This window comes from Ectopseudomonas guguanensis (assembly GCF_900104265.1).
GTDB classification, from domain to species: Bacteria; Pseudomonadota; Gammaproteobacteria; order Pseudomonadales; family Pseudomonadaceae; genus Aquipseudomonas; species Aquipseudomonas guguanensis.
In genome coordinates, this window is record NZ_FNJJ01000008.1 from 167,863 (window position 1) to 190,434 (window position 22,572).

Annotated in this window: 20 protein-coding genes and 1 riboswitch; of the genes, 16 read left to right on the top strand and 4 right to left on the bottom strand. The window is 63.2% G+C overall.

The features are described from left to right. Positions 1–6: 6 nt before the first annotated feature. The 8 genes from atpA to glmS all read left to right on the top strand — a co-directional run bounded on the left by atpA (position 7) and on the right by glmS (position 9,368). A complete protein-coding gene (gene atpA, locus BLS61_RS13535) occupies positions 7–1,551 on the top strand; it encodes a F0F1 ATP synthase subunit alpha (RefSeq protein ID WP_090431638.1) in 1,545 nt (514 codons plus the stop codon). Positions 1,552–1,599: 48 nt separating this feature from the next. Continuing rightward, complete coding sequence (gene atpG / locus BLS61_RS13540) at positions 1,600–2,463, top strand: F0F1 ATP synthase subunit gamma (protein ID WP_090431640.1); 864 nt, start codon at positions 1,600–1,602, stop codon at positions 2,461–2,463. A 30-nt stretch (positions 2,464–2,493) separates the two neighbouring features. Beyond that, positions 2,494–3,870, top strand: a complete 1,377-nt coding sequence (gene atpD, locus BLS61_RS13545; RefSeq protein ID WP_024306119.1) for a F0F1 ATP synthase subunit beta — start codon at positions 2,494–2,496, stop codon at positions 3,868–3,870. Between the two features lie 79 nt (positions 3,871–3,949). Further along, on the top strand, positions 3,950–4,384 hold the full coding sequence (locus BLS61_RS13550) for a F0F1 ATP synthase subunit epsilon (protein WP_017676260.1): 435 nt from the start codon (positions 3,950–3,952) through the stop codon (positions 4,382–4,384). Between the two features lie 123 nt (positions 4,385–4,507). Further along, positions 4,508–5,866 (top strand): bifunctional UDP-N-acetylglucosamine diphosphorylase/glucosamine-1-phosphate N-acetyltransferase GlmU, encoded by a 1,359-nt coding sequence (gene glmU / locus BLS61_RS13555; RefSeq protein WP_090431643.1) that lies wholly within the window; start codon positions 4,508–4,510, stop codon positions 5,864–5,866. Between the two features lie 56 nt (positions 5,867–5,922). Beyond that, positions 5,923–6,534, top strand: a complete 612-nt coding sequence (locus BLS61_RS13560; protein WP_090431645.1) for a LysE family transporter — start codon at positions 5,923–5,925, stop codon at positions 6,532–6,534. 198 nt (positions 6,535–6,732) lie between these two features. Then, a complete protein-coding gene (locus BLS61_RS13565; protein ID WP_090431647.1) occupies positions 6,733–7,503 on the top strand; it encodes a DeoR/GlpR family DNA-binding transcription regulator in 771 nt (256 codons plus the stop codon). Between the two features lie 14 nt (positions 7,504–7,517). Continuing rightward, complete coding sequence (gene glmS / locus BLS61_RS13570; RefSeq protein ID WP_090431649.1) at positions 7,518–9,368, top strand: glutamine--fructose-6-phosphate transaminase (isomerizing); 1,851 nt, start codon at positions 7,518–7,520, stop codon at positions 9,366–9,368. 52 nt (positions 9,369–9,420) lie between these two features. Here the strand turns inward: glmS and map are convergent, their stop codons facing one another. Further along, positions 9,421–10,200 (bottom strand): type I methionyl aminopeptidase, encoded by a 780-nt coding sequence (gene map, locus BLS61_RS13575; protein ID WP_090431651.1) that lies wholly within the window; start codon positions 10,198–10,200, stop codon positions 9,421–9,423. Beyond that, entirely contained in the window at positions 10,197–10,409 is a 213-nt protein-coding gene (locus BLS61_RS13580; protein ID WP_090431653.1) for a ParD-like family protein, read from the bottom strand. Before BLS61_RS13580 ends, map begins: the two co-directional genes overlap by 4 nt. Positions 10,410–10,569: 160 nt before the next feature. Here BLS61_RS13580 and BLS61_RS13585 point away from each other — a divergent pair, with 160 nt between their 5' ends. The 3 genes from BLS61_RS13585 (at position 10,570) to BLS61_RS23475 (ending at position 13,118) form a co-directional block, all read left to right on the top strand. After that, on the top strand, positions 10,570–10,800 hold the full coding sequence (locus BLS61_RS13585) for a hypothetical protein (RefSeq protein ID WP_090431655.1): 231 nt from the start codon (positions 10,570–10,572) through the stop codon (positions 10,798–10,800). A 459-nt stretch (positions 10,801–11,259) separates the two neighbouring features. Continuing rightward, on the top strand, positions 11,260–12,042 hold the full coding sequence (locus BLS61_RS13590; protein WP_090431657.1) for a hypothetical protein: 783 nt from the start codon (positions 11,260–11,262) through the stop codon (positions 12,040–12,042). Positions 12,043–12,518: 476 nt separating this feature from the next. After that, positions 12,519–13,118 (top strand): hypothetical protein, encoded by a 600-nt coding sequence (locus BLS61_RS23475; RefSeq protein WP_167358727.1) that lies wholly within the window; start codon positions 12,519–12,521, stop codon positions 13,116–13,118. Between the two features lie 66 nt (positions 13,119–13,184). Here the strand turns inward: BLS61_RS23475 and cobM are convergent, their stop codons facing one another. Together cobM and BLS61_RS13605 are read right to left on the bottom strand one after the other, a co-directional pair. Further along, positions 13,185–13,931, bottom strand: coding sequence for a precorrin-4 C(11)-methyltransferase (gene cobM, locus BLS61_RS13600; protein ID WP_090431661.1), 747 nt, complete (start codon positions 13,929–13,931; stop codon positions 13,185–13,187). Continuing rightward, the gene (locus BLS61_RS13605; RefSeq protein WP_090431663.1) at positions 13,928–14,365 is read right to left on the bottom strand and encodes a cobalamin biosynthesis protein; all 438 of its coding nucleotides are present in this window, start codon (positions 14,363–14,365) and stop codon (positions 13,928–13,930) included. The genes cobM and BLS61_RS13605 overlap by 4 nt, the downstream gene beginning before the upstream one ends. 86 nt (positions 14,366–14,451) lie before the next feature. After that, a riboswitch (cobalamin riboswitch) is annotated at positions 14,452–14,647 on the top strand. 94 nt (positions 14,648–14,741) lie between these two features. On the opposite strand from BLS61_RS13605, the gene cobW reads away from it, so the two are divergent. From cobW to cobF, 5 genes are all read left to right on the top strand, one after another. Beyond that, positions 14,742–15,791, top strand: coding sequence for a cobalamin biosynthesis protein CobW (gene cobW / locus BLS61_RS13610; protein WP_090431665.1), 1,050 nt, complete (start codon positions 14,742–14,744; stop codon positions 15,789–15,791). Between the two features lie 88 nt (positions 15,792–15,879). Continuing rightward, on the top strand, positions 15,880–19,626 hold the full coding sequence (gene cobN, locus BLS61_RS13615; RefSeq protein ID WP_090431667.1) for a cobaltochelatase subunit CobN: 3,747 nt from the start codon (positions 15,880–15,882) through the stop codon (positions 19,624–19,626). A gap of 340 nt (positions 19,627–19,966) precedes the next feature. After that, entirely contained in the window at positions 19,967–20,968 is a 1,002-nt protein-coding gene (locus BLS61_RS13620; RefSeq protein ID WP_090431669.1) for a magnesium chelatase ATPase subunit I, read from the top strand. Beyond that, positions 20,950–21,660, top strand: a complete 711-nt coding sequence (locus tag BLS61_RS13625) for a vWA domain-containing protein (RefSeq protein WP_090431671.1) — start codon at positions 20,950–20,952, stop codon at positions 21,658–21,660. The genes BLS61_RS13620 and BLS61_RS13625 overlap by 19 nt, the downstream gene beginning before the upstream one ends. Next, positions 21,657–22,424: a precorrin-6A synthase (deacetylating) gene (cobF, locus tag BLS61_RS13630; protein WP_090431673.1), complete on the top strand. Its 768-nt coding sequence runs from the start codon at positions 21,657–21,659 to the stop codon at positions 22,422–22,424. The genes BLS61_RS13625 and cobF overlap by 4 nt, the downstream gene beginning before the upstream one ends. Positions 22,425–22,572 lie beyond the last annotated feature (148 nt).

Consider the following 22,572-nt stretch of genomic DNA (forward strand, 5'->3'; position numbering starts at 1 on the left):
ACTGGCATGCAGCAACTGAATCCTTCCGAAATTAGCGAAATCATCAAGCAGCGCATTGAGTCGCTTGATGTATCCGCTCAAGCCCGTAATGAAGGCACCATCGTCAGCGTTTCCGACGGTATCGTGCGCATCTACGGCCTCGCCGACGTCATGTACGGTGAGATGATCGAATTCCCCGGTGGCGTGTACGGCATGGCCCTGAACCTGGAGCAAGACTCCGTGGGTGCCGTGGTACTGGGTGGCTACCTGACCCTCGCCGAAGGCATGAGCGCCAAGTGCACCGGCCGCATCCTGGAAGTTCCGGTTGGTCCGGAACTGCTGGGCCGCGTCGTCGACGCACTGGGCAACCCGATCGATGGCAAAGGCCCGATCAACGCTCAAGCTACCGACGCTGTCGAGAAAGTGGCGCCGGGTGTGATCTGGCGTAAGTCGGTCGACCAGCCGGTGCAGACCGGCTACAAGTCCGTCGATGCCATGATCCCGGTCGGCCGTGGCCAGCGCGAGCTGATCATCGGTGACCGTCAGATCGGCAAGACCGCTCTGGCCGTCGACGCCATCATCAACCAGAAAGACAGCGGCATCCGCTGCGTCTACGTCGCCGTGGGTCAGAAGCAGTCGACCATCGCCAACGTGGTACGCAAGCTGGAAGAAGCTGGCGCCCTGGCCAACACCATCGTGGTTGCAGCTTCGGCTTCCGAATCCGCTGCGCTGCAGTTCCTGGCTCCGTACGCCGGCTGCACCATGGGTGAATACTTCCGCGACCGCGGTGAAGATGCCCTGATCGTGTACGACGACCTGTCCAAGCAGGCCGTTGCCTACCGTCAGATCTCCCTGCTGCTGCGCCGTCCGCCAGGCCGTGAAGCCTACCCGGGCGACGTGTTCTATCTCCACAGCCGTCTGCTGGAGCGCGCTTCCCGCGTTTCCGAAGAGTATGTCGAGAAGTTCACCAATGGCGCCGTGAAGGGCAAGACCGGCTCGCTGACCGCTCTGCCGATCATCGAAACCCAGGCTGGTGACGTTTCCGCGTTCGTTCCGACCAACGTGATTTCCATCACCGACGGTCAGATCTTCCTGGAATCGGCCATGTTCAACTCGGGTATCCGTCCGGCCGTCAACGCCGGTATCTCGGTATCCCGTGTCGGTGGCGCGGCTCAGACCAAGATCATCAAGAAGCTCTCCGGTGGTATCCGTACCGCTCTGGCTCAGTACCGTGAACTGGCGGCATTCGCCCAGTTCGCTTCTGACCTGGACGAAGCCACCCGCAAGCAGCTCGAGCATGGTCAGCGCGTAACCGAGCTGATGAAGCAGAAGCAGTATGCGCCGATGTCCATTGCCGAAATGTCGGTGTCCCTGTACGCAGCCGAGCGTGGCTTCCTGCAGGACGTCGAAGTCGCCAAGATCATCAGCTTCGAGCAGGCCCTGATCGCCTTCTTCAAGCGTGATCACGCCGACCTGATGGCGAAGATCAACGAGAAGGGTGACTTCAACGACGAAATCGACGCTGGCCTGAAAGCCGGTATCGAGAAGTTCAAGGCCACCCAAACCTGGTAACCGCAGCGGGGGCTTCGGCCCCCGCCTGCTTGAACCAAAAGGTGTGAAATGGCAGGCGCAAAAGAGATTCGCAGCAAGATTGCGAGCATCAAAAGCACGCAAAAGATCACCAGCGCCATGGAAAAAGTGGCGGTCAGCAAAATGCGCAAGGCTCAACAGCGCATGGCTGCCGGTCGCCCTTACGCCGAGCGTATTCGTCAGGTGATCGGTCACCTGGCCAAGGCGAACCCGGAATACCGCCACTCGTTCATGGTGGAGCGTGATGTACAGCGCGTCGGTTATATCGTGGTGACCACGGATCGTGGTCTGTGCGGTGGTTTGAACATCAACCTGTTCAAGGCGCTGCTCAAAAGCCTGAAGGGTTGGCGCGACCAGAAGGTCGATGCCGATTTCTGCGTGGTGGGCAGCAAGGGCGCGAGCTTCTTCCGCAGCAACGGTGGCAACGTGGTTGCCGCCATCAGCAAGCTGGGTGAAGAGCCGTCCATCAACGACCTGATCGGTAGCGTCAAGGTCGTGCTGGATGCCTACGCCGAAGGCCGTATCGACCGCCTGTACCTGGTCTCGAACAAGTTCGTGAACACCATGGTGCAGAAGCCGGAAGTGCAGCAGCTGCTGCCGCTGGCTGCGAGTGAAGAGAAAGGCGTACAGAAAGGTCTGTGGGACTACGTGTACGAGCCGGACGCCCAGCAACTGCTGGATGCGCTGCTGGTGCGCTACGTCGAGTCGCAGGTCTATCAGGCCGTGGTCGAGAACAGCGCGTGCGAACAGGCTGCGCGGATGATCGCGATGAAGAACGCAACCGACAATGCCGGTGAACTCATCAAGGACCTGCAGCTGGTTTACAACAAGGCTCGTCAGGCAGCGATCACCCAGGAAATTTCGGAAATCGTCGGCGGCGCTGCCGCGGTTTAAGAACGGTTCAAATATTCAGAGGAACCAAAGATGAGTAGCGGACGTATCGTTCAAATCATCGGCGCCGTTATCGACGTGGAATTCCCGCGCGATCAGGTACCGAACGTATACGAAGCCCTGAAGGTACAGGGCGCTGAAACCACCCTGGAAGTCCAGCAGCAGCTGGGCGACGGCGTGGTACGTACCATTGCCATGGGTTCGACCGAAGGCCTCAAGCGTGGCCTGGACGTCAACAGCACCGGCAAGGCCATCTCCGTACCGGTCGGTAAAGCGACCCTGGGCCGGATCATGGACGTGCTGGGCAACCCGATCGACGAAGCCGGCCCCATCGGTGAAGAAGAGCAGTGGGAAATCCACCGCCCGGCACCGAGCTACGCCGAGCAAGCCGGCGGCAACGACCTGCTGGAAACCGGTATCAAGGTAATCGACCTGGTCTGCCCGTTCGCCAAGGGCGGTAAGGTCGGCCTGTTCGGTGGTGCCGGTGTGGGCAAGACCGTGAACATGATGGAGCTGATCCGTAACATCGCCATCGAGCACAGCGGTTATTCCGTGTTCGCTGGTGTGGGTGAGCGCACTCGTGAGGGTAACGACTTCTACCACGAGATGAAGGACTCCAACGTTCTCGACAAGGTAGCCCTGGTCTACGGTCAGATGAACGAGCCACCAGGCAACCGTCTGCGCGTCGCGCTGACCGGCCTGACCATGGCCGAGAAGTTCCGTGACGAAGGTCGTGACGTTCTGCTGTTCGTCGACAACATCTACCGTTACACCCTCGCCGGTACCGAAGTATCCGCACTGCTCGGCCGTATGCCGTCGGCAGTAGGTTACCAGCCGACCCTGGCCGAGGAGATGGGCGTTCTGCAGGAGCGTATTACCTCCACCAAGAAAGGTTCGATCACCTCGATCCAGGCCGTCTACGTACCTGCGGACGACCTGACCGACCCGAGCCCGGCGACCACCTTCGCCCACTTGGACGCCACCGTCGTACTGTCCCGTGACATCGCTTCCCTGGGTATCTACCCGGCCGTTGACCCGCTGGACTCCACCAGCCGTCAGCTGGACCCGAACGTGATCGGTCAGGAGCACTACGAGACCGCTCGTGGCGTTCAGTATGTTCTGCAGCGCTACAAGGAGCTGAAGGACATTATCGCGATCCTGGGTATGGACGAACTGTCCGAAGACGACAAGCTGCTGGTAGCGCGCGCTCGTAAGATCCAGCGCTTCCTGTCCCAGCCGTTCTTCGTGGCTGAAGTCTTCACCGGTGCCCCGGGCAAGTACGTGTCCCTGAAGGACACCATTGCCGGCTTCAGCGGCATTCTCAAAGGCGACTACGACCACCTGCCGGAACAAGCGTTCTACATGGTAGGCGGCATCGACGAAGCCATCGAGAAAGCCAAGAAACTGTAAGTAACGGGTGCGCCCTCCAGAGGGCGTCCGGGCCGGATAGGGCAGCTGCCCGATCCGGCCTCTCAACCGAGGCATTTTTATGGCTATGTCAGTCCACTGCGATATCGTCAGTGCGGAAGAAGAGCTGTTCTCGGGGCTGGTGGAAATGGTCATCGCCCACGGTCACCTCGGTGACCTGGGTATCCTGCCGGGCCACACCCCGCTGCTGACCGATCTCAAGCCGGGTCCGGTGCGAGTGATCAAGCAGGGTGGCACCGAGGAGGTGTTCTACATCTCCGGTGGCTTCCTGGAAGTTCAGCCGAGCATGGTGAAGGTGCTTGCCGACACCGCTGTTCGTGCCGGCGACCTGGATGAAGCCGCTGCCATCGAAGCGCGCAAGGCTGCCGAGAAGGCGCTGAGCGAGAAGGGCACCGAGTTCGACTACGGCAGTGCTTCGGCACGCCTGGCCGAGGCTGCTGCCCAGCTGCGCACCATCGAAGAGATGCGCAAGAAGTTCGGCGGCCGCAGCCGCTGATCGCGTATCGCGGTATCACGCAAAGGGGCGACTTAGGTCGCCCCTTTGCGTTTCTGGCAAACTAGCACTTTTTTCGCGGCTCCCTCTGGCCGCGGTCAAATCCTGCCCAGCAAGGAGCCTTCTATGAGTCTGGATATCGTCATTCTTGCCGCCGGCCAGGGCACGCGCATGCGTTCGGCGCTGCCCAAGGTGCTGCACCCGGTCGCCGACAAGCCCATGCTGGGGCATGTCATCGACACCGCGCGGCGCCTGCAGCCGAGCAGCATCCAGGTGGTGATCGGCCACGGCGCCGACAAGGTACGCGAGCGCCTGACCGCCGATGATCTGAATTTCGTCATCCAGGCCGAGCAGCTCGGCACCGGCCATGCCGTGGCCCAGGCCCTGCCGCAGCTCAGCGCCGAGCGTGTGCTGATCCTCTATGGCGACGTGCCGCTGATCGAGACCGCGACTCTCGAGCGTCTGCTGGCCCTGGTCAGCGACAACCAGCTGGGCCTGCTCACCGTCGAGCTGGCCGACCCGACCGGCTATGGCCGCATCGTGCGTGACACCGATGGCGTGGTGCAGGCCATCGTCGAGCACAAGGACGCCAGCGAAGCGCAGCGGCAGATCCGCGAGGGCAATACCGGCATCCTCGCCGTTCCGGGCAAGCGTCTGGCCGACTGGCTGGGTCGCCTGTCCAACAGCAACGCCCAGGGCGAGTACTACCTGACCGACGTGATCGCCATGGCCGTGGCCGATGGCCTGACCGTGGCCACCGAGCGTGCCGCCGACGAGATGGAGGTGCTGGGCGCCAACGACCGCATCCAGCTGGCCCAGCTCGAATGCCACTACCAGCACCGTATCGCCCGCCGCCTGATGGCTCAGGGCGTTACCCTGCGCGATCCGCATCGTTTCGACGTGCGCGGTGAGGTGAGCGTCGGCCGCGACGTGACCATCGACATCAACGTGATCCTCGAAGGCAAGGTGGTGATCGAAGACGATGTGCAGATCGGCCCCAACTGCGTGATCAAGGACTCGGTGCTGCGCAAGGGCGCCATCGTCAAGGCCAACAGCCACCTGGACGGCGCCGAGATGGGCGAGGGCGCCGACTGTGGCCCGTTTGCCCGCCTGCGCCCCGGCACCAAACTGGGCGCCAAGGCCCATGTGGGTAACTTCGTCGAACTGAAGAACGCCGTCATGGGCGAGGGCGCCAAGGCCGGCCACCTGAGCTACCTGGGCGATGCCGAAATCGGCGCGCGAACCAACATCGGTGCCGGCACCATCACCTGCAACTACGACGGTGCCAACAAGTTCCGCACCGTCATGGGCGAGGACGTCTTCATCGGCTCCAACAGCGCGCTGGTGGCACCGGTAACGTTGGGCGACCGCGCCACCACGGGCGCCGGTTCGGTGGTGACCAGCGACGTGCCCGCGGACACGCTGGCAGTCGGCCGGGCCAGGCAGCGCAATATCGAAGGCTGGAAGCGGCCGACCAAGAAGTGAGTGCGGCCTAGCCTGGATAATCAGGCCTGTGGATAACCTGCCGGAGGCAGTCCTGTATGTTCGGTGTGACGGATTACCCCGCCTTCGTGGTGGCCTTCATCATCCTGCTGGCCATTCCCGGGCCGGGTAACCTGGCGCTGATCCTGTCCACCGGCAAGGGCGGGATTCGCGGCGGGCTGGCTTCGACCTTCGGCATCATCTTCGGCGATCAGGTGCTGCTGTGGCTGGCGGTGGCCGGGGTTGCCGCGCTGCTCAAGGCCTATCCGGCGGCCTTCCATGTCGTGCAATGGCTCGGTGCGGCCTACCTGATCTACCTTGGCCTGCGCATGATCCTGGCCAAGCCAGGTGCTGCGCCGACGCTGGACATCAAGCCGCGCCAATACCTGTGGCAAACCCTGGTGATCACCGTCTTCAACCCCAAGGCCATCATCTTCTACATGGCCTTCTTCCCGCTGTTCATCGACCCGCAGCGCCATCAGGGGCTGATTACTTTCGGTTTCATGGCCGTGACCATCATGGTGCTGACTTTCCTCTACGGCCTGCTGATCGTGCTGCTGACGCACTTTCTCGCCGAGCGCATGCGCGCCAGCCCACGTATCGCGCGAGGTCTGGAGAAGCTGGCAGGACTGTGCCTGGTCGGTTTCGGGGTCAAACTGACGCTGAACTGAAAAGGGCAGCTACAGGCTTCAAGCCACAAGCTGCAAGCCAGAGCTTGCCAAGCGATCGAGATTTGCCCAGGTTTTGAAGCCTGAAGCCTGAAGCCTGAAGCCTGAAGCCTGAAGCCTGAGGCCTGAAGCTTGCAGCTTGCAGCTTGCAGCTGCTTATGTTTTGATTCGCGCCATTATCTTTCGAATCGAAACTTAAGCATGTCGAAGCGCAACACGCCGCAACGTCGTCACACTATCCTCGCCTTGCTCGCCGAGCAGGGCGAAGTGAGCGTGGACGCTCTGGCTCAGCACTTCGCCACCAGCGAAGTGACCATTCGCAAGGATCTCGCTGCCCTGGAAAAGAACGGCCTGCTGCTGCGCCGCTATGGCGGCGCAGTGCCGGTGCCGCAGGAGCTGATCAGCGAGCCGACGCAGCCCATTTCTCCCTACAAGCAGGCCATCGCCCGTGCCGGCGTGGCACGCATCCGCGAGCATGCGCGCATCATCATCGACAGCGGCACCACTACGGCGGCCATGATTCCGCAGCTTGGCTACAAGCCTGGTCTGGTGGTGATGACCAACTCGCTCAACGTGGCCAACGCCCTGCGCGATATCGAGCACGAGCCGGTGCTGCTGATGACCGGCGGCACCTGGGATCCGCATTCCGAGTCCTTCCAGGGCCAGGTGGCCGAGCAGGTGCTGCGCTCCTACGACTTCGACCAGCTGTTCATCGGCGCCGATGGCATCGACCTGGAGCGAGGCACCACCACCTTCAACGAGTTGCTCGGGCTTTCGCGGGTTATGGCCGAGGTGGCCCGTGAAGTCATCGTCATGGTCGAGAGCGACAAGATCGGCCGGCGCATTCCCAATCTGGAGCTGCCCTGGAGCAGCGTCCATACCCTGATCACCGACGAGCGCCTGGATGCCCAGGCGGCCGAACAGATACGCGCGCGCGGCATTCAGCTGATCCTCGCGGCGCTGGAAAACTAAAAAAGGAGAGCCCCATGTGTGGAATCGTTGGCGCCATTGCTGAGCGCAACATCACCCCGGTCCTGGTCGAGGGCCTCAAGCGTCTGGAGTATCGCGGCTATGACAGCGCCGGTGTGGCGCTCCTGACCGAGCATGGCGCGCTCGATCGTCGACGCCGCGTCGGCAAGGTCAGCGAACTGCAGGCCGCGCTGGACGCCGAGCCGCTGGCCGGGCGCCTGGGCATTGCCCACACCCGTTGGGCCACCCACGGTGCGCCCAGCGAGCGCAACGCTCACCCACACTTTTCCGGGCACGAGCTGGCTGTGGTGCACAACGGCATCATCGAGAATCACGAAGAACTGCGCGAGCGCCTCAAGGGCCTGGGCTACGTCTTCACCTCCGATACCGACACGGAAACCATCGTCCACCTGCTCGATCACAAGCTGCAGCAGCTCGGCGACCTCAGCGCTGCGCTCAAGGCCGCGATTCCGGAACTGCATGGCGCCTATGGCCTGGCGGTGATCTCGGCCCGCCAGCCGGACCGCCTGCTCGCCGCGCGCAGTGGCAGCCCGCTGGTGATCGGCCTGGGCCTGGGCGAGAACTTCCTCGCCTCCGATCAGTTGGCCCTGCGCCAGGTCACCGACCGCTTCATGTACCTGGAAGAAGGCGACATCGCCGAGATCCGTCGCGACGGCGTGCAGATCTGGGACGCCGCCGGCCAGCCGGTGCAGCGCGAAGCCGTGCAGTACCACGAAGGCGCCGAGGCCGCGGACAAGGGCGAATATCGCCACTTCATGCTCAAGGAAATCCACGAGCAGCCCAAGGTGGTGCAACGCACCCTGGAAGGCCGCCTGGGCAGCGACCACGTGCTGGTGCAGGCCTTCGGTCCGCAGGCGGCCGAGCTGTTCGCCAAAGTGAAGAACGTACAGATCGTCGCCTGCGGCACCAGCTACCACGCCGGCATGGTCGCCCGTTACTGGCTGGAAGAGCTGGCCGGCATTCCCTGCCAGGTCGAGGTGGCCAGCGAGTTCCGCTACCGCAAGGTGGTGGTGCAGCCGGATACCCTGTTCGTCAGCGTGTCGCAGTCCGGCGAGACCGCCGACACCCTGGCTGCGCTGCGCAACGCCAAGGAGAAGGCGCCAGGACAGGGCGGCTACCTGGCCAGCCTGGTGATCTGCAACGTCGGCACCAGCTCGCTGGTGCGCGAATCCGACCTGTGCCTGCTGACCCAGGCCGGCCCGGAAATCGGCGTGGCCTCGACCAAGGCCTTCACCACCCAGCTGGTCGGCCTGATGCTGCTGACCCTGGCCCTCGGCCAGGTGCATGGCACGCTGGACAAGGCGCTGGCTGCCGAACTGGTGGAAGAGCTGCGTCGCCTGCCGACCCGTCTGGGTGAAGCCCTGGCCATGGACAAGACCGTGGAGAAGATCGCCGAACTGTTCGCCGAGAAGCACCACAGCCTGTTCCTCGGGCGTGGCGCGCAGTACCCGGTGGCCATGGAAGGCGCGCTCAAGCTCAAGGAGATCTCCTACATCCACGCCGAGGCCTACCCGGCCGGCGAGCTCAAGCACGGCCCGCTGGCCCTGGTGGACGCCGACATGCCGGTGGTCACCGTGGCGCCGAACAACGAGCTGCTGGAGAAGCTCAAGTCCAATCTGCAGGAAGTGCGCGCCCGTGGCGGCGAGCTGATCGTCTTCGCCGACCAGCAGGCCGGCATGAGCAACGGCGAGGGCACCCATGTGGTGGCCATGCCGCACATCCACGACCTGCTCGCGCCGATCCTCTACACCGTGCCGCTGCAGCTGCTGTCCTACTACGTGGCCGTGCTCAAGGGCACCGACGTCGACCAGCCGCGCAATCTGGCGAAAAGCGTCACGGTCGAATAAGGCCGCCCGGGAAGAAAAAGCCCGTCCAGATGGACGGGCTTTTGCGTTTCTATCACGCCGAAACGCTGCTCAGGTGCAGCTCTTCCGGGCGCAGCGTAAGCACGCGAACGCCTTCACGGGTGACCGCCACGGTGTGTTCGAACTGCGCCGAGAGCTGGCCATCGCAGGTCACCACCGTCCAGCCGTCGCGCAGGGTACGGACATCCGCCTTGCCCTGGTTGAGCATGGGCTCGATGGTGAAGGTCATGCCTTCGCGCAGCGTCAGGCCGGTGCCGGCTTTGCCCCAGTGCAGCACTTCCGGTGGTTCGTGCATTTCCCGGCCAATACCGTGGCCGCAGTAGTCGCGAACCACCGAATAGCCGTGGGCGCGAGCGTGCCATTCGATGGCATGGCCGATATCGCCGAGGCGGGCGCCTGGCCTCACGGCTGCGATGCCCTGGCACATCGCTTCATAGGTCACTCGGGCGAGCTGACGAGCCTGATCCGTCACCTCGCCGATCAGGTAGGTCTTGCTCGAATCGGCGATGTAGCCGTTCTTTTCCAGGGTGATGTCGAAATTCACCAGATCGCCATCACGCAGAATCTCGTTTGCGCTGGGTACGCCATGGCACACCACTTCGTTGCGCGACGTGTTCATGGCGTAGGCGAAACCATACTGCCCTTTGCTCGCCGGACGTGCCTTAAGTTCCTCCACGATGTACTTATCCACCAGGTCATTGACCTGCAGAGTGGACATGCCGAGCAGATTCAGGCGATCCAGATAGCCGAACACGGACGCGAGCAATCTTCCGGACTCCGCCATCAGGGCGATCTGTTCGGGCGTCTTGCTCATGATGCGTCCGCCATACGTGGCGGTACCGCCACACCGGCCGCGCGCATCTCGGCGGCCATCACCTCATTGAAGCTCAGCGTCGGATTCATTTCGCAGAGCATGCCGATGCGAATCCAGAAGCCTGCCTGGGCATTGATGGAGCGGCCCGAGACGCTGCTCGCCCGGCGGATTTGGTCATGCAGCTCGTCATCGATATTGACGATACCCATATTGGTTTCCTTTATATGTTTCGTATATGAAGCATATATAAGCATGAATCGGTTCAGTTCACCAGCTGGGCAAGTGGGGCCACCTCATCCCTTACACTGTCCGTCCGCCTGCCAGGCTTTTCGGCAGGCGCACCCCTGACAGGCTGGAACAGGAGAGCGGATGAAGCGCGCAGATGTAAAACGCAGAACGGCCGAGGGCGTTCTGTTCGACACCCAGATCATGGTCAACCCGGCCAATACCACGCAGTGGATCGTGTTGTTCAAGAAAGAAGCGGGCCGCAGCTTCTTTCTGGTGGATGAAGACGAGCAGGTGCAGACCTTTGCCAGCCTAGATGCACTAATGCCGGAACTGCGGACTCTGGGTATCAAGCGGGTCGAGGTGCAGCTGTGAGCAGTTGCTCACAGATGACGTGGATCACCCTGTGGGTATCCTCGTGATACCTCGCTAAGGCCTTGATAGTCAGGGCCTTTCAGCGACTTGTACAGAAACTGTTCGCCTACTTGTTCGCTATCCACAGAGCATCTGGATAACAGGCTTTCTATCCTGTTGATAAGCATCTGTAAGCCACCTATTAAGAGGCTTTCAGCGGTTTGTATAGTTTCTCGCCAGGCTATCAGGGGTTCAGTCGCTGCTCGCTTCTGTTGCCCTGCGAGCATTTTTTTGCAGCGGACAGAACAGGTAGCATGTCAGGGAACGCTCTGGAATAGTCACCAGCCCTCGAGAGTGTGGGAGCGTAGGAGATTGTGCGCTCCCCTTGATGCAATGCGATGGTAAATGGCTTTTCAGAGCTATCTAAGAGGGGCTTGTTTTGCCTCTCTTGGAGTCAGTGAGCTAAGGAGATAATCAAGGATGAGATTTCTACCGCTAGCATTGCGCTGGCTTGGCATCGTTGCTGTTGTGCTCTCAAGTCCAGCGTTGCAGGCAACACCTGCGCATGGCTTGGAAATCCCAGGCTTTGGCCGCGCCATATCGATAAGTGAGGTCAATGAATTTCTGGATCGGGGCCGGCGGTTTTCCTATAAGGGGAATTCGCTTCAACCGGTCGGGGACTGGTACCAGAGCAACAGCCGCTATTATCTGCTAGGAGATGACAGGACACTGCTGGCGGTGGGTACGGGCAAGGAGATTCTGTCATTTGAGCACTTCAAGACAGGTGCACAGCTGATTCGCATCCATGAGACGGGTGTACCACTGGCAGTCCCGCTCAGCACGTTCACCATGCTTGGGTGGCCGCAGAGCAATCCCGATCTGCGGGTGTTTCCTCAATTCAGTTTGGCTCTGTCCGCATCGACAGGCGAGCTACGCAAGTACTCAGTTGCGCCATATGGCGGTGACGGTCTGTTGCTGGTTGCTCCAGACCTCAGTCGTGCTGTCTCGCGCAATGCTAATGGCCCTGTTGTCCTGATGGAGCCAGGTAGCGGGCTGATCGGCATGATCTGGCCCGACGAGAGGACATTGGAAAAAGCCCGCCAGGAAGTCCGCTTTGAGGGGCAGCGCCTAGGCGCTACAGGCAGATATGATCATGGTTCGCAGTTTGGTCTGTTTGAGCCCTATGCAAAGTATCAATGGGCGAATAAAAACTTCCACTGGTATTACGCGGATGGGCGATGGCCCTCTTCGAGGGCTCGGTAAAACCACGGAGCCAGAGCCACTTTCGACGGATTTCTATAAATTCCTCCAGAGCTATTACCACAGTCTGGTTAAAACCGGAAAGCCATTGCCCTGGCGTAACTTTCGTGCAGGTCACCTTGGTACTAAAGCTCTGCCTGTCGATGACCCAAGATTAATGTCGCCCTGTAATTGTGGTGTGAATTATTATGCTGGTAATCAATTGCCATTGGCTTTTTCCTTGGAACAACCACTTAATTTATTAGGTATTAACGTCGAGGCTTTCGGGCTTTCAGGTGAGAGGCTTATGCCGCGTCTTTACTCGCGCATGAAGCTGGACTCGATATTATCGGCCATGACTCGCCACTTCGCTTCGCAGGGGCTGCGTATGGAGCGCCTCAACGAGGATCATCATGTCATCAGAGGTGGGGCGGTGAAGCTCTTCGTACGAGTTTATCGGACTGCTGATCCCACTACCCTGGCTATCGATCTAGCCAATCATGGGGCGTCTGATTGTGTGGAGTGTTACGGTGACTGAATCAAAACTTCTTTCTTGTCGGATGTTGGTTGTTCTGCGGGTGCTCGTTCTGGCTGGCTGTCGCACGTATGAATACACACCAACCGTACCGAGTGCAGAGTTTGAAGAAAGTAAAAGCTTGGGCAGTATCGAAGTACGATACGCACATGGCAAAGATGATTCTCCTACTTTACATAGCGCATTTCGCCGTAATGTAATCGAGCCAGATCTGGGCTTTGTGGGGACGTATGTCTTTGGCATGGTCTATCCCACGATGAAGATAGATGAAAACTATTCTTCAGTTAAATTGAAAGGGGAAGCGTTGGGAGAGGGGCATTGGCGATTCCTTATTCCCCGTAAGTCGGGCTGGAATGGACCACAGGATCTGAACCTGTATTTCGCCAATAGAGATCTGTTTCTATTTCGCTTTCTCGAGGGGCAGAGTTGTTTGAGTGAGTACTCACTCGATACCCCGGGAAGGGAAGCGCTTCAGATTAAAATAAGTTTCAAAGAGCCGGGCTGCCTGCTGCCGTGTTCGCCTTCGCAAAATGATCCTAACAGATGTTCTCATCTCTGGCGCTGAGCGCTCAGGTTTCCGGTTCTGCTGCGAGAATCCGGAGATTTTTTACAGTCTTTAACTTTTAGAGACTTATGGCCTGTATAGGTGACGATGCCTGGCGTCATATAGCGCCGACTCGGCAAAGGAGCCCGGATCGAGCACCCGCCCTACGAGGATCAATGCCGTGCGACGAAAGCCCTTGGCAGCCACTTTCTCCTCGATATCGGCCAGGGTGCCCAGTACCCAGTCCTGATCCGGCCAACTGGCCCTGTGGATAACGGCAATGGGGCAGTCGGCGCCATAGTGCGGCAGCAGTTCGCTGACGATAGCCGGCAGTTGGCGCACACCAAGGTGGATGGCCATGGTTGCGCGGTGCCTGGCCAGATCCTCTAGCTGTTCGCCCTCGGGCATTGGCGAGGTGGTGCCATAGCGGGTAAGGATCACCGTCTGGGCGATACCCGGCAGCGTCAGCTCGGATTCCAGCAGCGCCGCGCAGGCGGCGGTGGCGGTGACGCCCGGGACGATCTCGAACGGAATGCCCAGAGCACGCAGTTCGCGAATCTGCTCGCCGATGGCGCCGTACAGCGAAGGGTCACCGGAATGCACCCGGGCCACGTCCTGGCCGCGCTTATGGGCCTGATGCAGCAGGGTGACGATTTCCCCAAGATTCAGCTCGGCCGTGTTCACCACCTGATTGGCGCTGTGGCCCTGCAGCACCGCTTCGGGCACCAGCGAGCCGGCATAGAGGATCACCGGGCACGAACGGATCAGGCGCTGGCCCTTGACGGTGATCAGCTCGGGGTCGCCGGGGCCGGCGCCGATAAAGTAGACGGTCATGCGGGTTCTCTATCGAATATGGCCAGCGCACAGGTGGCGCTGGCGCTGCGGTCTTTCTCGCCAAATAGGCGGGCGGAGGCTCCCATGCGCGCTGCCAAGGCCAATGCGCAAGGCTCGGCTACGGCGGGGCTGCCGGTGGTGGCTTGGCTAAGGGCGCTGGCGACTGTCGGCGTCTGATAGCCAGCCAGTTGCTCAGGCGAAAAGAACACCAGCTCCAGGCCCAGATATTCGGCCAGGTCGTGCAAGCCGGCTTCCTCGCGCTTGTGGGCGATGCTGGCCAGGCCGGCCAGATTGTTCAGCGTCAGCTCATGTCGAACCAGGCTGTGGATAAGCAGTTCGAGGAGCTCGTCCCGGCTGCAGCCGCGGCGGCAACCCAGCCCGGCGACGACCTGTGTCGGTGAGGCGGATGGGGGGGTGGAGGCAGTCGGCAACATGAGCGGTATTCGGGCTGAGCGGTGGCGTAGCTCATCATGGCACCTGCCAGCGGTCAACCGCGATTGACCGGCCGCCGCGGCCTGCGTAGCCTTCTCGCTTTCGAGGTTCTTCGCCGCCGAAGCGCGGCGAAGCTAAGAGGGAACAGGGTCGATGCCCTGGCTGCCCCCGCAACTGTGAACGGTTATGCCCTTCGTTAGACCACTGCCAACCGGCGGGAAGGTGAAGGGATGCGCGCCGCGCAAGCCGTGAGCCAGGAGACCTGCCTCGATTGACCAGCCACTTGCTCGGACGGGGTGATCCGATGCGGCCAGCATGCCTCTGCGTGCCTGTCTGCCCGTACCCGTCCGCCGAATTGACCGACGCCACGGGGCCACCATGAAAACCCTCGCCAAACTGCCTGTCACCATCGTCACCGGTTTTCTCGGTGCCGGCAAAACCACCTTGCTGCGCCACCTGCTGGCCCATGCCGAAGGACGCCGTATCGCGGTGATCGTCAACGAGTTCGGCGAGCTGGGTATCGATGGCGAGATCCTCAAGCAGTGCTCCATCGGCTGCAGCGAGGAAGAAGCGAACGGCCGCGTCTTTGAGCTGGCCAACGGCTGCCTGTGCTGCACCGTCCAGGAAGAGTTCTTCCCGGTGATGCGCGAGCTGGTGGCGCGTCGTGGCGATCTTGACCACATCCTGATCGAGACCAGTGGCCTCGCCCTGCCCAAGCCGCTGGTGCAGGCCTTCAACTGGCCGGAAATCCGCAACGCCTGCACGGTCGATGCGGTGATCACCGTGGTCGACAGCCCGGCAGTGGCCGCCGGCACCTTCGCCGCCTTCCCCGATCAGGTGGACGAGCAGCGCAAGCTTGATCCCAACCTCGACCACGAGTCGCCGCTGCACGAGCTGTTCGCCGACCAGTTGGCCAGCGCCGACCTGGTGATCCTCAACAAGTCCGACCTGCTCGATGCCGAGGCACTGGCCGCGGTGCGCGCCGAGGTGGCCGAAGAGCTGCCGCCAGCGGTCAAGGTGATCGAGGCGCACGGCGGCGAGCTGCCGCTGGATGTGCTGCTGGGCCTGAACAGCGAAACCGAGCTGCATATCGACAGCCGCCGCACCCATCACGACGATGAAGACGACGACCACGATCACGAGGAATTCGACTCGTTCCACGTGGAACTACCCGAAGCGGAGGAGGCACGCCTGCTGACCGCCCTGAAGGATGCGGTGGCCAAGCACGGCATCCTGCGGGTGAAAGGCTTCGCTGCCATCCCTGGCAAGCCCATGCGCCTGCTGGTGCAGGGCGTCGGCCAGCGCTTCGACCGCCACTTCGACCGCGCCTGGCAGGCCGACGAGCCGCGTGTGAGCCGCCTGGTGCTGATCGGCCAGCAGCTCGACCGCGCGGCTATCGAAGCCGAGCTGAAGGCAGCACTGAAATGAAGCTTCAGGCTTCAGGCTTCAGGCCGCAGGCGGATGCGGTTCATGCGATCTGCCTGCAGCCTGTGGCTTGCAGCCTGCGGCCCTAGTCATGCATCTCCTGCGCACCCAACCCGGCGCCCAATTGCCGGCCGACAGCATCGCCGACCTCGGCCAGACCCCGGCCGAGCTGGTGATCCTGTGCACGGGTGATTCGCACCTGTCTCTGCTGGCCGAAGCGGCGCGGCAGTTGCCGGAGGACTACCCCAGCCTGCGCCTGGCCAGCCCGGCGCAGCTGAGCAACAACGCCTCGGTGGACTACTACGTCGAGCAGGTGCTGCAGCATGCCAAGGTCATCCTAATCTCGGTGCATGGTGGCGTCAGCTACTGGCGCTACGGCGTCGAACGCCTGGTTGAGCTGGGAGCGCGTGGAGCCACAGTGATCATGGTGCCGGGTGACGACAAGCCCGACCCGGAGCTGAGCGCGCTCGGCAACGTCGCTGAGGAAGACAGCCAGCGCCTCTGGCAATACCTGCGTCAGGGCGGGCTGGACAATGCCCGCCAGCTGTTTCGCTGCATCGGCAACCGCTGGCTGGGGCGTGACGAGGCCTGGCAAGAGCCGCAAGCGCTGCCGCGTGTCGGCCTCTATCACCCGCAGCACAGTCCGGCCACGCTAGCCGACTGGCAGGCGCAGTGGCAACCGGATGCACCTGTGGTGGCGCTGCTGTTCTACCGCAACCATGTGCAGTCGGCGAACACCGCCTTCGTCGATACCTTCTGCCAGCACCTGTTCGGCCAGGGCCTTAACCCGCTGCCGATTGCGGTGGCCAGCCTCAAGGAACCCGCCTGCCTGGATCAGGTGCAGGCCTGGCTGGATGACACTGACGCCGCACTGATCATCAACACCACCGGCTTCGCCCTGTCCAACCCCGAGGCGCCGCAGGTGCAGGTGTTCCGCCGGGATATTCCGGTGCTGCAAGCCATCTGCTCGCTGGACAACCAGGCGCAGTGGCAGGCCAGCACCCAGGGCCTGGGCTCGCGTGACCTGGCCATGCACGTGGTGCTGCCTGAGCTGGATGGCCGGCTGATCGGCACCGCCATCAGCTTCAAGGGCCTGGCCTGGCGCAGCGAGCGTAGCCAGAGCGACGTGGTGTGCTACCAGGCACACGAATCGGGTATGGCCTTCGTCGCTGAACTGGCGCGTAACTGGTGTCAGTTGGCGCTTAAAAGCAACGATCAGAAGCGAGTCGGCCTGATCCTGGCCAACTACCCGACCCGCGATGGCCGCATCGGCAACGGCGTGGGTCTAGATACGCCGGCTGCCGCGCTGAATATCCTGCAGGCGCTGCAACAGCAGGGCTATCCGGTGGATAACCTGCCGGAGAGCGGCACCGCACTTGTCCACAGCCTGCTCGGTGGCGTCACCAATGATCTGGATGGGCTGGATACACGGCCCTGTGCGCAGAGCCTGGCGTTGGACGACTACCTGGCGTTCTTCCACAGCCTGCCGCAGGCCAACCAGCAGGCGGTGCGGGAGCGCTGGGGCGAGCCGCAGGATGATCCGATGTTCCGCAGTGGGCGAATGATGGTCGCCGGCCTGCGCTTCGGCTTGACCTTCGTAGGTATCCAGCCGGCGCGGGGCTACCAGCTCGACCCGGCGGCGGTGTATCACGACCCCGATCTGGTGCCGCCGCATGGCTATATCGCCTTCTATGCCTGGCTGCGCACGGCCTTCGCCGCCGATGCGCTGATCCACGTCGGCAAGCACGGCAATCTGGAATGGCTGCCGGGCAAGAGCGTCGGCCTCTCCGAGGGCTGCTGGCCGCAGACGCTGATCGGCCCGCTGCCGAATATCTATCCCTTTATCGTCAACGATCCGGGCGAGGGCGCGCAGGCCAAGCGCCGCACCCAGGCGGTGATCATCGACCACCTGATGCCGCCGCTGACCCGCGCCGAAAGCTACGGCCCGCTGCGTGATCTGGAGCGCCTGGCCGATGAGTATTACGACGCCAGCCAGCTCGACCAGCGCCGCGCGGTGGAGCTGCGTGGCGAGATCCTGGCCAAGGTGCGCGAGGCCAGCCTCGACCGCGAACTGGGTCTGCAACTCAACGACGACGGCGATAGCTGGCTGCCGCAGCTCGACGCCTACCTGTGCGACCTCAAGGAATCGCAGATCCGCGATGGCCTGCATGTGTTCGGTGAGTCGCCCGCCGGGCAACTGCGCCGCGACACCCTGCTGGCGCTGCTGCGCATCCCCCGTGGTGATGGCCAGGGCGCCAACGCCAGCCTGTTGCGTGCGCTGGCCCGTGGCTTGGAGCTGGGCCTCGATCCGCTCGACTGCGATATGGGCCAGCCCTGGGAGGGGCTGCGTCCACAGGCGTTGCAGGCTGTGGATAACAGCCTGTGGCGCACTGTTGGTGACACCCGCGAACGCCTGGAGCTGCTGGCGCTGCGGCTGATCGAGCAGCGCCTGGCAGGGGAGCGCAGCGCAGCCTTTGGCGCCGAGGTGGCGCTGATTCTCGATGGCCTGGCCGAGCATATCGCGCCGTTGCTCGATGCCTGCGGCGACTCCGAGATGGGCGGCCTATTGGCGGCTTTGGAAGGGCGTTTCGTACCCGCCGGGCCGAGCGGTGCGCCGAGTCGCGGGCGCCTAGACGTGCTGCCTACCGGGCGCAACTTCTTCACCGTCGACGTGCGTCATCTGCCCACACCGACCGCCTGGCGCCTCGGCGTGCAGGCGGCGGATCGCCTGCTGGAGCGCCATCTGCAGGACGAGGGCGACCATCTGCGCCAGCTCGGCCTGTCGGTATGGGGCACGGCAACCATGCGCACCGGCGGCGACGATATCGCCCAGGCCCTGGCGCTGATGGGCGTGCGCCCGGTTTGGCAGCCCGGCAGCCAGCGCGTCGAGCGTTTCGAGGTGTTGCCGTTGGAGCAGTTGGGCCGTCCGCGAGTGGACGTCACCCTGCGCGTGTCGGGCTTCTTCCGCGATGCCTTCAGCAACCTGATTCGCCTGTTCGACGAGGCCGTGCAGGCGGTGATCGAGCTGGACGAGCCGGAAGACATGAACCCGCTGTCGGCGCGGGTCTGGCGCGAGTCGCTGGCGCTGGAGGACAGCGGCCTGGATGAAGCCGAAGCGCGTCGCCAGGCCGGCTGGCGGGTGTTCGGCGCCAAGCCGGGAGCCTATGGCGCCGGGGTGCAGAACGCCATCGAGGAGCGCCTGTGGCAGAGCCGCGCGGATCTGGCCGAGGTGTATCTGAACTGGGGCGGCTACGCCTACGGCAGCGGCGCCGAGGGCGCACCCGCGCGGCAGCGCTTCGTCGAACGCCTGGAGCAGATGCAGGCGGTGCTGCACAACCAGGACAACCGCGAGCACGACATTCTCGATTCCAACGACTACTACCAGTTCCAGGGCGGCATGCTGGCGGCGGTGGAAACCCTGCGTGGGCTCAAGGTGGCCAGCTACTTCGGCGACAACAGCCAGCCGGATACGCCACGCATTCGCACCCTCAAGGAAGAGCTCAACCGTGTGGTGCGCGCCCGCGCCGCCAATCCCAAGTGGATCTCGGGCATGAAGCGCCACGGTTACAAGGGCGCCTTCGAGCTGGCCGCGACCATCGACTACCTGTTCGCCTTCGACGCCACCAGCGAGCTGGTCGATGACCACCAGTACGCGCTGCTGACCGATGCCTACCTGCTCGACAAGGACACCCGCGACTTTATCCAGCAGCACAACCCCGGCGCGCTCAACGATATCCTCGAACGCCTGCTGGAAGCCCAGCAGCGCGGCCTGTGGGAGAATCCCGGCGAATATCGCGAAGCGCTGAAAAACCTGCTGCTCGATAGCGAGGAAAGCTGATGCGCGCGCTTTTTCTCCCCTCTCCCATTTATGGGAGAGGGGCCGGGGGAGAGGGTTCATCCGGCACCGCCGAGCCCCTAGGGTGGGTTAGCCGCCTGTCATGGTTGCTGGCCAATCCGCTGAAGCGGGTGCGGCGTAACCCACCATTGGCGCAACGCGTTCCATCGCCCGGTGGGTTACGCGGCGCGCCGAGTTTTTCTGCAGATACAAGGCCGGCGTTCTGCGCCGCTAACCCACCCTACGGGTGCACGCTGCCCGTAGCCCGGATGCAATCCGGGAAATGCGCGATCAAAGGCCCCGGATTGCATCCGGGCTACGTCCAACTCCACGGATCATGTCCATGACCGAACATCACTTCCCCCTCGCCGCCGTGGTCGGCGCCGATTCCCTGAAGCTGGCGCTGTGCCTGGCGGCCATCGATCCGGCTATCGGCGGCGTGCTGATCGAAGGCCCGCGCGGCATGGCCAAGTCGACCCTGGCCCGTGGCCTGGCCGATCTGCTGGAGGGCGGGCGCTTCGTCACCCTGCCGCTGGGGGCGAGCGAGGAGCGCATCGTCGGCACCCTGGATCTGGACGCGGCGCTGGGCGAAGGTCGGGCGCAGTTCTCTCCCGGGCTGCTGGCACGCGCCAACGGCGGCGTGCTCTATGTCGATGAGGTCAATCTGCTGCCAGATCATCTGGTCGACCTGCTGCTCGATGCCGCTGCCAGCGGGGTCAACCATGTCGAGCGTGACGGCATCTCCCATCGGCATGCTGCGCGCTTCGTGCTGATCGGCACCATGAACGCCGAGGAGGGTGAACTGCGCCCGCAACTGCTCGACCGCTTCGGCCTCAACCTGGCCCTCGATGGCCAGCCGCAACCGGCCGAGCGCGCCGAGATCGTCCGTCGCCGGCTGGCCTTCGATGCCGACCCTGCTGCCTTCCTGCAACGCTGGCAAACCGAGCAGGCTGCCCTGGCCGCCCGTTGCTTGAATGCACGTCGGCGCCTGGCCGATATCCCGTTGGATGACGCTGCGCTGGGTGAGATCAGCCAGCGTTGCTTCGCTGCCGGCGTCGATGGTCTGCGCGCCGACCTGGTCTGGCTGCGTGCCGCCCGTGCTCATGCGGCCTGGCGTGGCGCGGCGGCTATCGAGCCTGTGGATATCGATGCGGTGGAGGACTTCGTTCTGCGCCACCGTCGTCGTCAGCCACAACCGCCGGCTGCCATGCCGCCCGAGCAGAGCCAGGCGCCGCAACAGGCGCAGGAACAGAGCCAGGGCGAAGGTCAGTGGGGCGAGCTGCCGGCGCAGCCACAGGCCATGGGTGAGCGGCGGGTGCCGCCGCGCTGGCCAAAAAAGCCCTGAGCATCCGCCCGCGCACAGCCACTGGCGCGGATGCCCGCAACCGGCCCGGAAGACTCGGCGGCGGCCTGCATGGTGCCGCACGTAGCGGCGTGGCCGGTCGTATCGACTGGGCGGCGACTCTGCGCCAGGGCCGGCCGCAACGCCGCGAACAACTGGTTCTGCGCCCGCGAAGCCAGCAGGCCGAGGAGCTTTGGTTGGTGCTGGTCGATGCCTCCGCCTCGACCCGTCGACACGGCGCTCTGACTCGCGCCAAGGGCGTGCTCGCTGAAGTGTTCGACAGCGCCTATCGCCAGCGCGCTCGCCTGGCCGTGCTGCAGGCCGGTGGCCGCGAAGCACAGTGGCTGTGGCAGGGGCGCAAGGCCAGTGCCGAGCTGCACCACTGGTTGCAGGAGCTGGGCGCCGGTGGCGGCACGCCGCTGCTCGATGCGCTGCAACAGGCGGGTGATTGGCTGTTGCGTCGGCAGCGCGTGAAACCGCACGAACGCCAGCGCCTACTGATTCTCACCGACGGTCGCCTGCGCGACCTGCCAGCGCTGGCGCCGCTGCCATGCCCAACCCTGCTGCTCGACACCGAACGCGCGCCCATCCGCCTGGGCCTAGCCCGCCAGCTGGCGCAGGCGCTGCAGGCCGACTACCACCATATCGACGACCTGGCGCCCGGCGCGTCAGGCCGCACCTGGAGAACCCCATGAAAACCCTGCTGCTGGTCGGCATCGGCGCCGGCGACCCGGACTACATCACCTACCAGGCGATCAAGGCGCTGCGCCGCAGCGACGTGATCTTCCTGATGGACAAGGGTGCGGCCAAGCACAAGCTTAACGCCCTGCGTCGCGAGATCTGCGCGCGCTTTCTCGACGGCCACGCGCCGCGCTTCGCCGAAGGCCTGCAACCGGAGCGCGAGCGCGACGCCGCCGACTACCGCGCCAGCGTCGACGAACTCAATCGCGACAAACAGGCGGTGTTCGAGCAACTGATCGACGAGCAGATGGCCGATGGCGAGACGGCGGCATTCATGGTCTGGGGCGACCCCTCGCTGTACGACAGCAGCATCCGCATCATCGAGGCCATCGCCGCGCGCCGTAGCGATTTCGTCTATGACGTGATCCCCGGCATCACCAGCCTGCAGGCGCTGACCGCGCGCCATCGCATCCCGCTCAACAGCATCGGCCGCGCCGTGGAAATCACCACCGGCCGCCTGCTCGCCGAAGGCTGGCCGCAGGGCGTGGACAGCGTGGCGGTAATGCTCGACGCCAAGGACACCTACCGCCGCTTCGTCGGCCAGGGTCTGTATATCTACTGGGGCGCTTACGTCGGTACGGCCGATGAAATCCTGATCGCCGGGCCGCTGGATGAGGTGGCCGAAAATATCGCTATCACCCGCGCTGAGGCGCGTGAGCGTAATGGCTGGATCATGGATAGCTATCTATTGCGCAAGGAAGGGATCGAGCAGGGCTGAGAACAGACGCGGCGGACAAGAAGGGCGTTGTCCACGCTCCGCACTGAGCTGAGGGGCGGTGGACAAAAAGGGCGTCACACACCGTGCGCCGGGCATGGACACTTGCGCCTTGGTAGCAGCAGAACCTACAATTCTGCCTAAATGGACT

Excerpts from the sequence above, each read along its gene's own strand:
- atpA (WP_090431638.1), top strand. The coding sequence starts at position 7 with ATGCAGCAACTGAATCCTTCCGAAATTAGCGAAATCATCAAGCAGCGC.
- atpG (WP_090431640.1), top strand. The coding sequence starts at position 1,600 with ATGGCAGGCGCAAAAGAGATTCGCAGCAAGATTGCGAGCATCAAAAGC.
- atpD (WP_024306119.1), top strand. The coding sequence starts at position 2,494 with ATGAGTAGCGGACGTATCGTTCAAATCATCGGCGCCGTTATCGACGTG.
- BLS61_RS13550 (WP_017676260.1), top strand. The coding sequence starts at position 3,950 with ATGGCTATGTCAGTCCACTGCGATATCGTCAGTGCGGAAGAAGAGCTG.
- glmU (WP_090431643.1), top strand. The coding sequence starts at position 4,508 with ATGAGTCTGGATATCGTCATTCTTGCCGCCGGCCAGGGCACGCGCATG.
- BLS61_RS13560 (WP_090431645.1), top strand. The coding sequence starts at position 5,923 with ATGTTCGGTGTGACGGATTACCCCGCCTTCGTGGTGGCCTTCATCATC.
- BLS61_RS13565 (WP_090431647.1), top strand. The coding sequence starts at position 6,733 with ATGTCGAAGCGCAACACGCCGCAACGTCGTCACACTATCCTCGCCTTG.
- glmS (WP_090431649.1), top strand. The coding sequence starts at position 7,518 with ATGTGTGGAATCGTTGGCGCCATTGCTGAGCGCAACATCACCCCGGTC.
- map (WP_090431651.1), bottom strand. The coding sequence starts at position 10,200 with ATGAGCAAGACGCCCGAACAGATCGCCCTGATGGCGGAGTCCGGAAGA.
- BLS61_RS13580 (WP_090431653.1), bottom strand. The coding sequence starts at position 10,409 with ATGGGTATCGTCAATATCGATGACGAGCTGCATGACCAAATCCGCCGG.
- BLS61_RS13585 (WP_090431655.1), top strand. The coding sequence starts at position 10,570 with ATGAAGCGCGCAGATGTAAAACGCAGAACGGCCGAGGGCGTTCTGTTC.
- BLS61_RS13590 (WP_090431657.1), top strand. The coding sequence starts at position 11,260 with ATGAGATTTCTACCGCTAGCATTGCGCTGGCTTGGCATCGTTGCTGTT.
- BLS61_RS23475 (WP_167358727.1), top strand. The coding sequence starts at position 12,519 with ATGGGGCGTCTGATTGTGTGGAGTGTTACGGTGACTGAATCAAAACTT.
- cobM (WP_090431661.1), bottom strand. The coding sequence starts at position 13,931 with ATGACCGTCTACTTTATCGGCGCCGGCCCCGGCGACCCCGAGCTGATC.
- BLS61_RS13605 (WP_090431663.1), bottom strand. The coding sequence starts at position 14,365 with ATGTTGCCGACTGCCTCCACCCCCCCATCCGCCTCACCGACACAGGTC.
- cobW (WP_090431665.1), top strand. The coding sequence starts at position 14,742 with ATGAAAACCCTCGCCAAACTGCCTGTCACCATCGTCACCGGTTTTCTC.
- cobN (WP_090431667.1), top strand. The coding sequence starts at position 15,880 with ATGCATCTCCTGCGCACCCAACCCGGCGCCCAATTGCCGGCCGACAGC.
- BLS61_RS13620 (WP_090431669.1), top strand. The coding sequence starts at position 19,967 with ATGACCGAACATCACTTCCCCCTCGCCGCCGTGGTCGGCGCCGATTCC.
- cobF (WP_090431673.1), top strand. The coding sequence starts at position 21,657 with ATGAAAACCCTGCTGCTGGTCGGCATCGGCGCCGGCGACCCGGACTAC.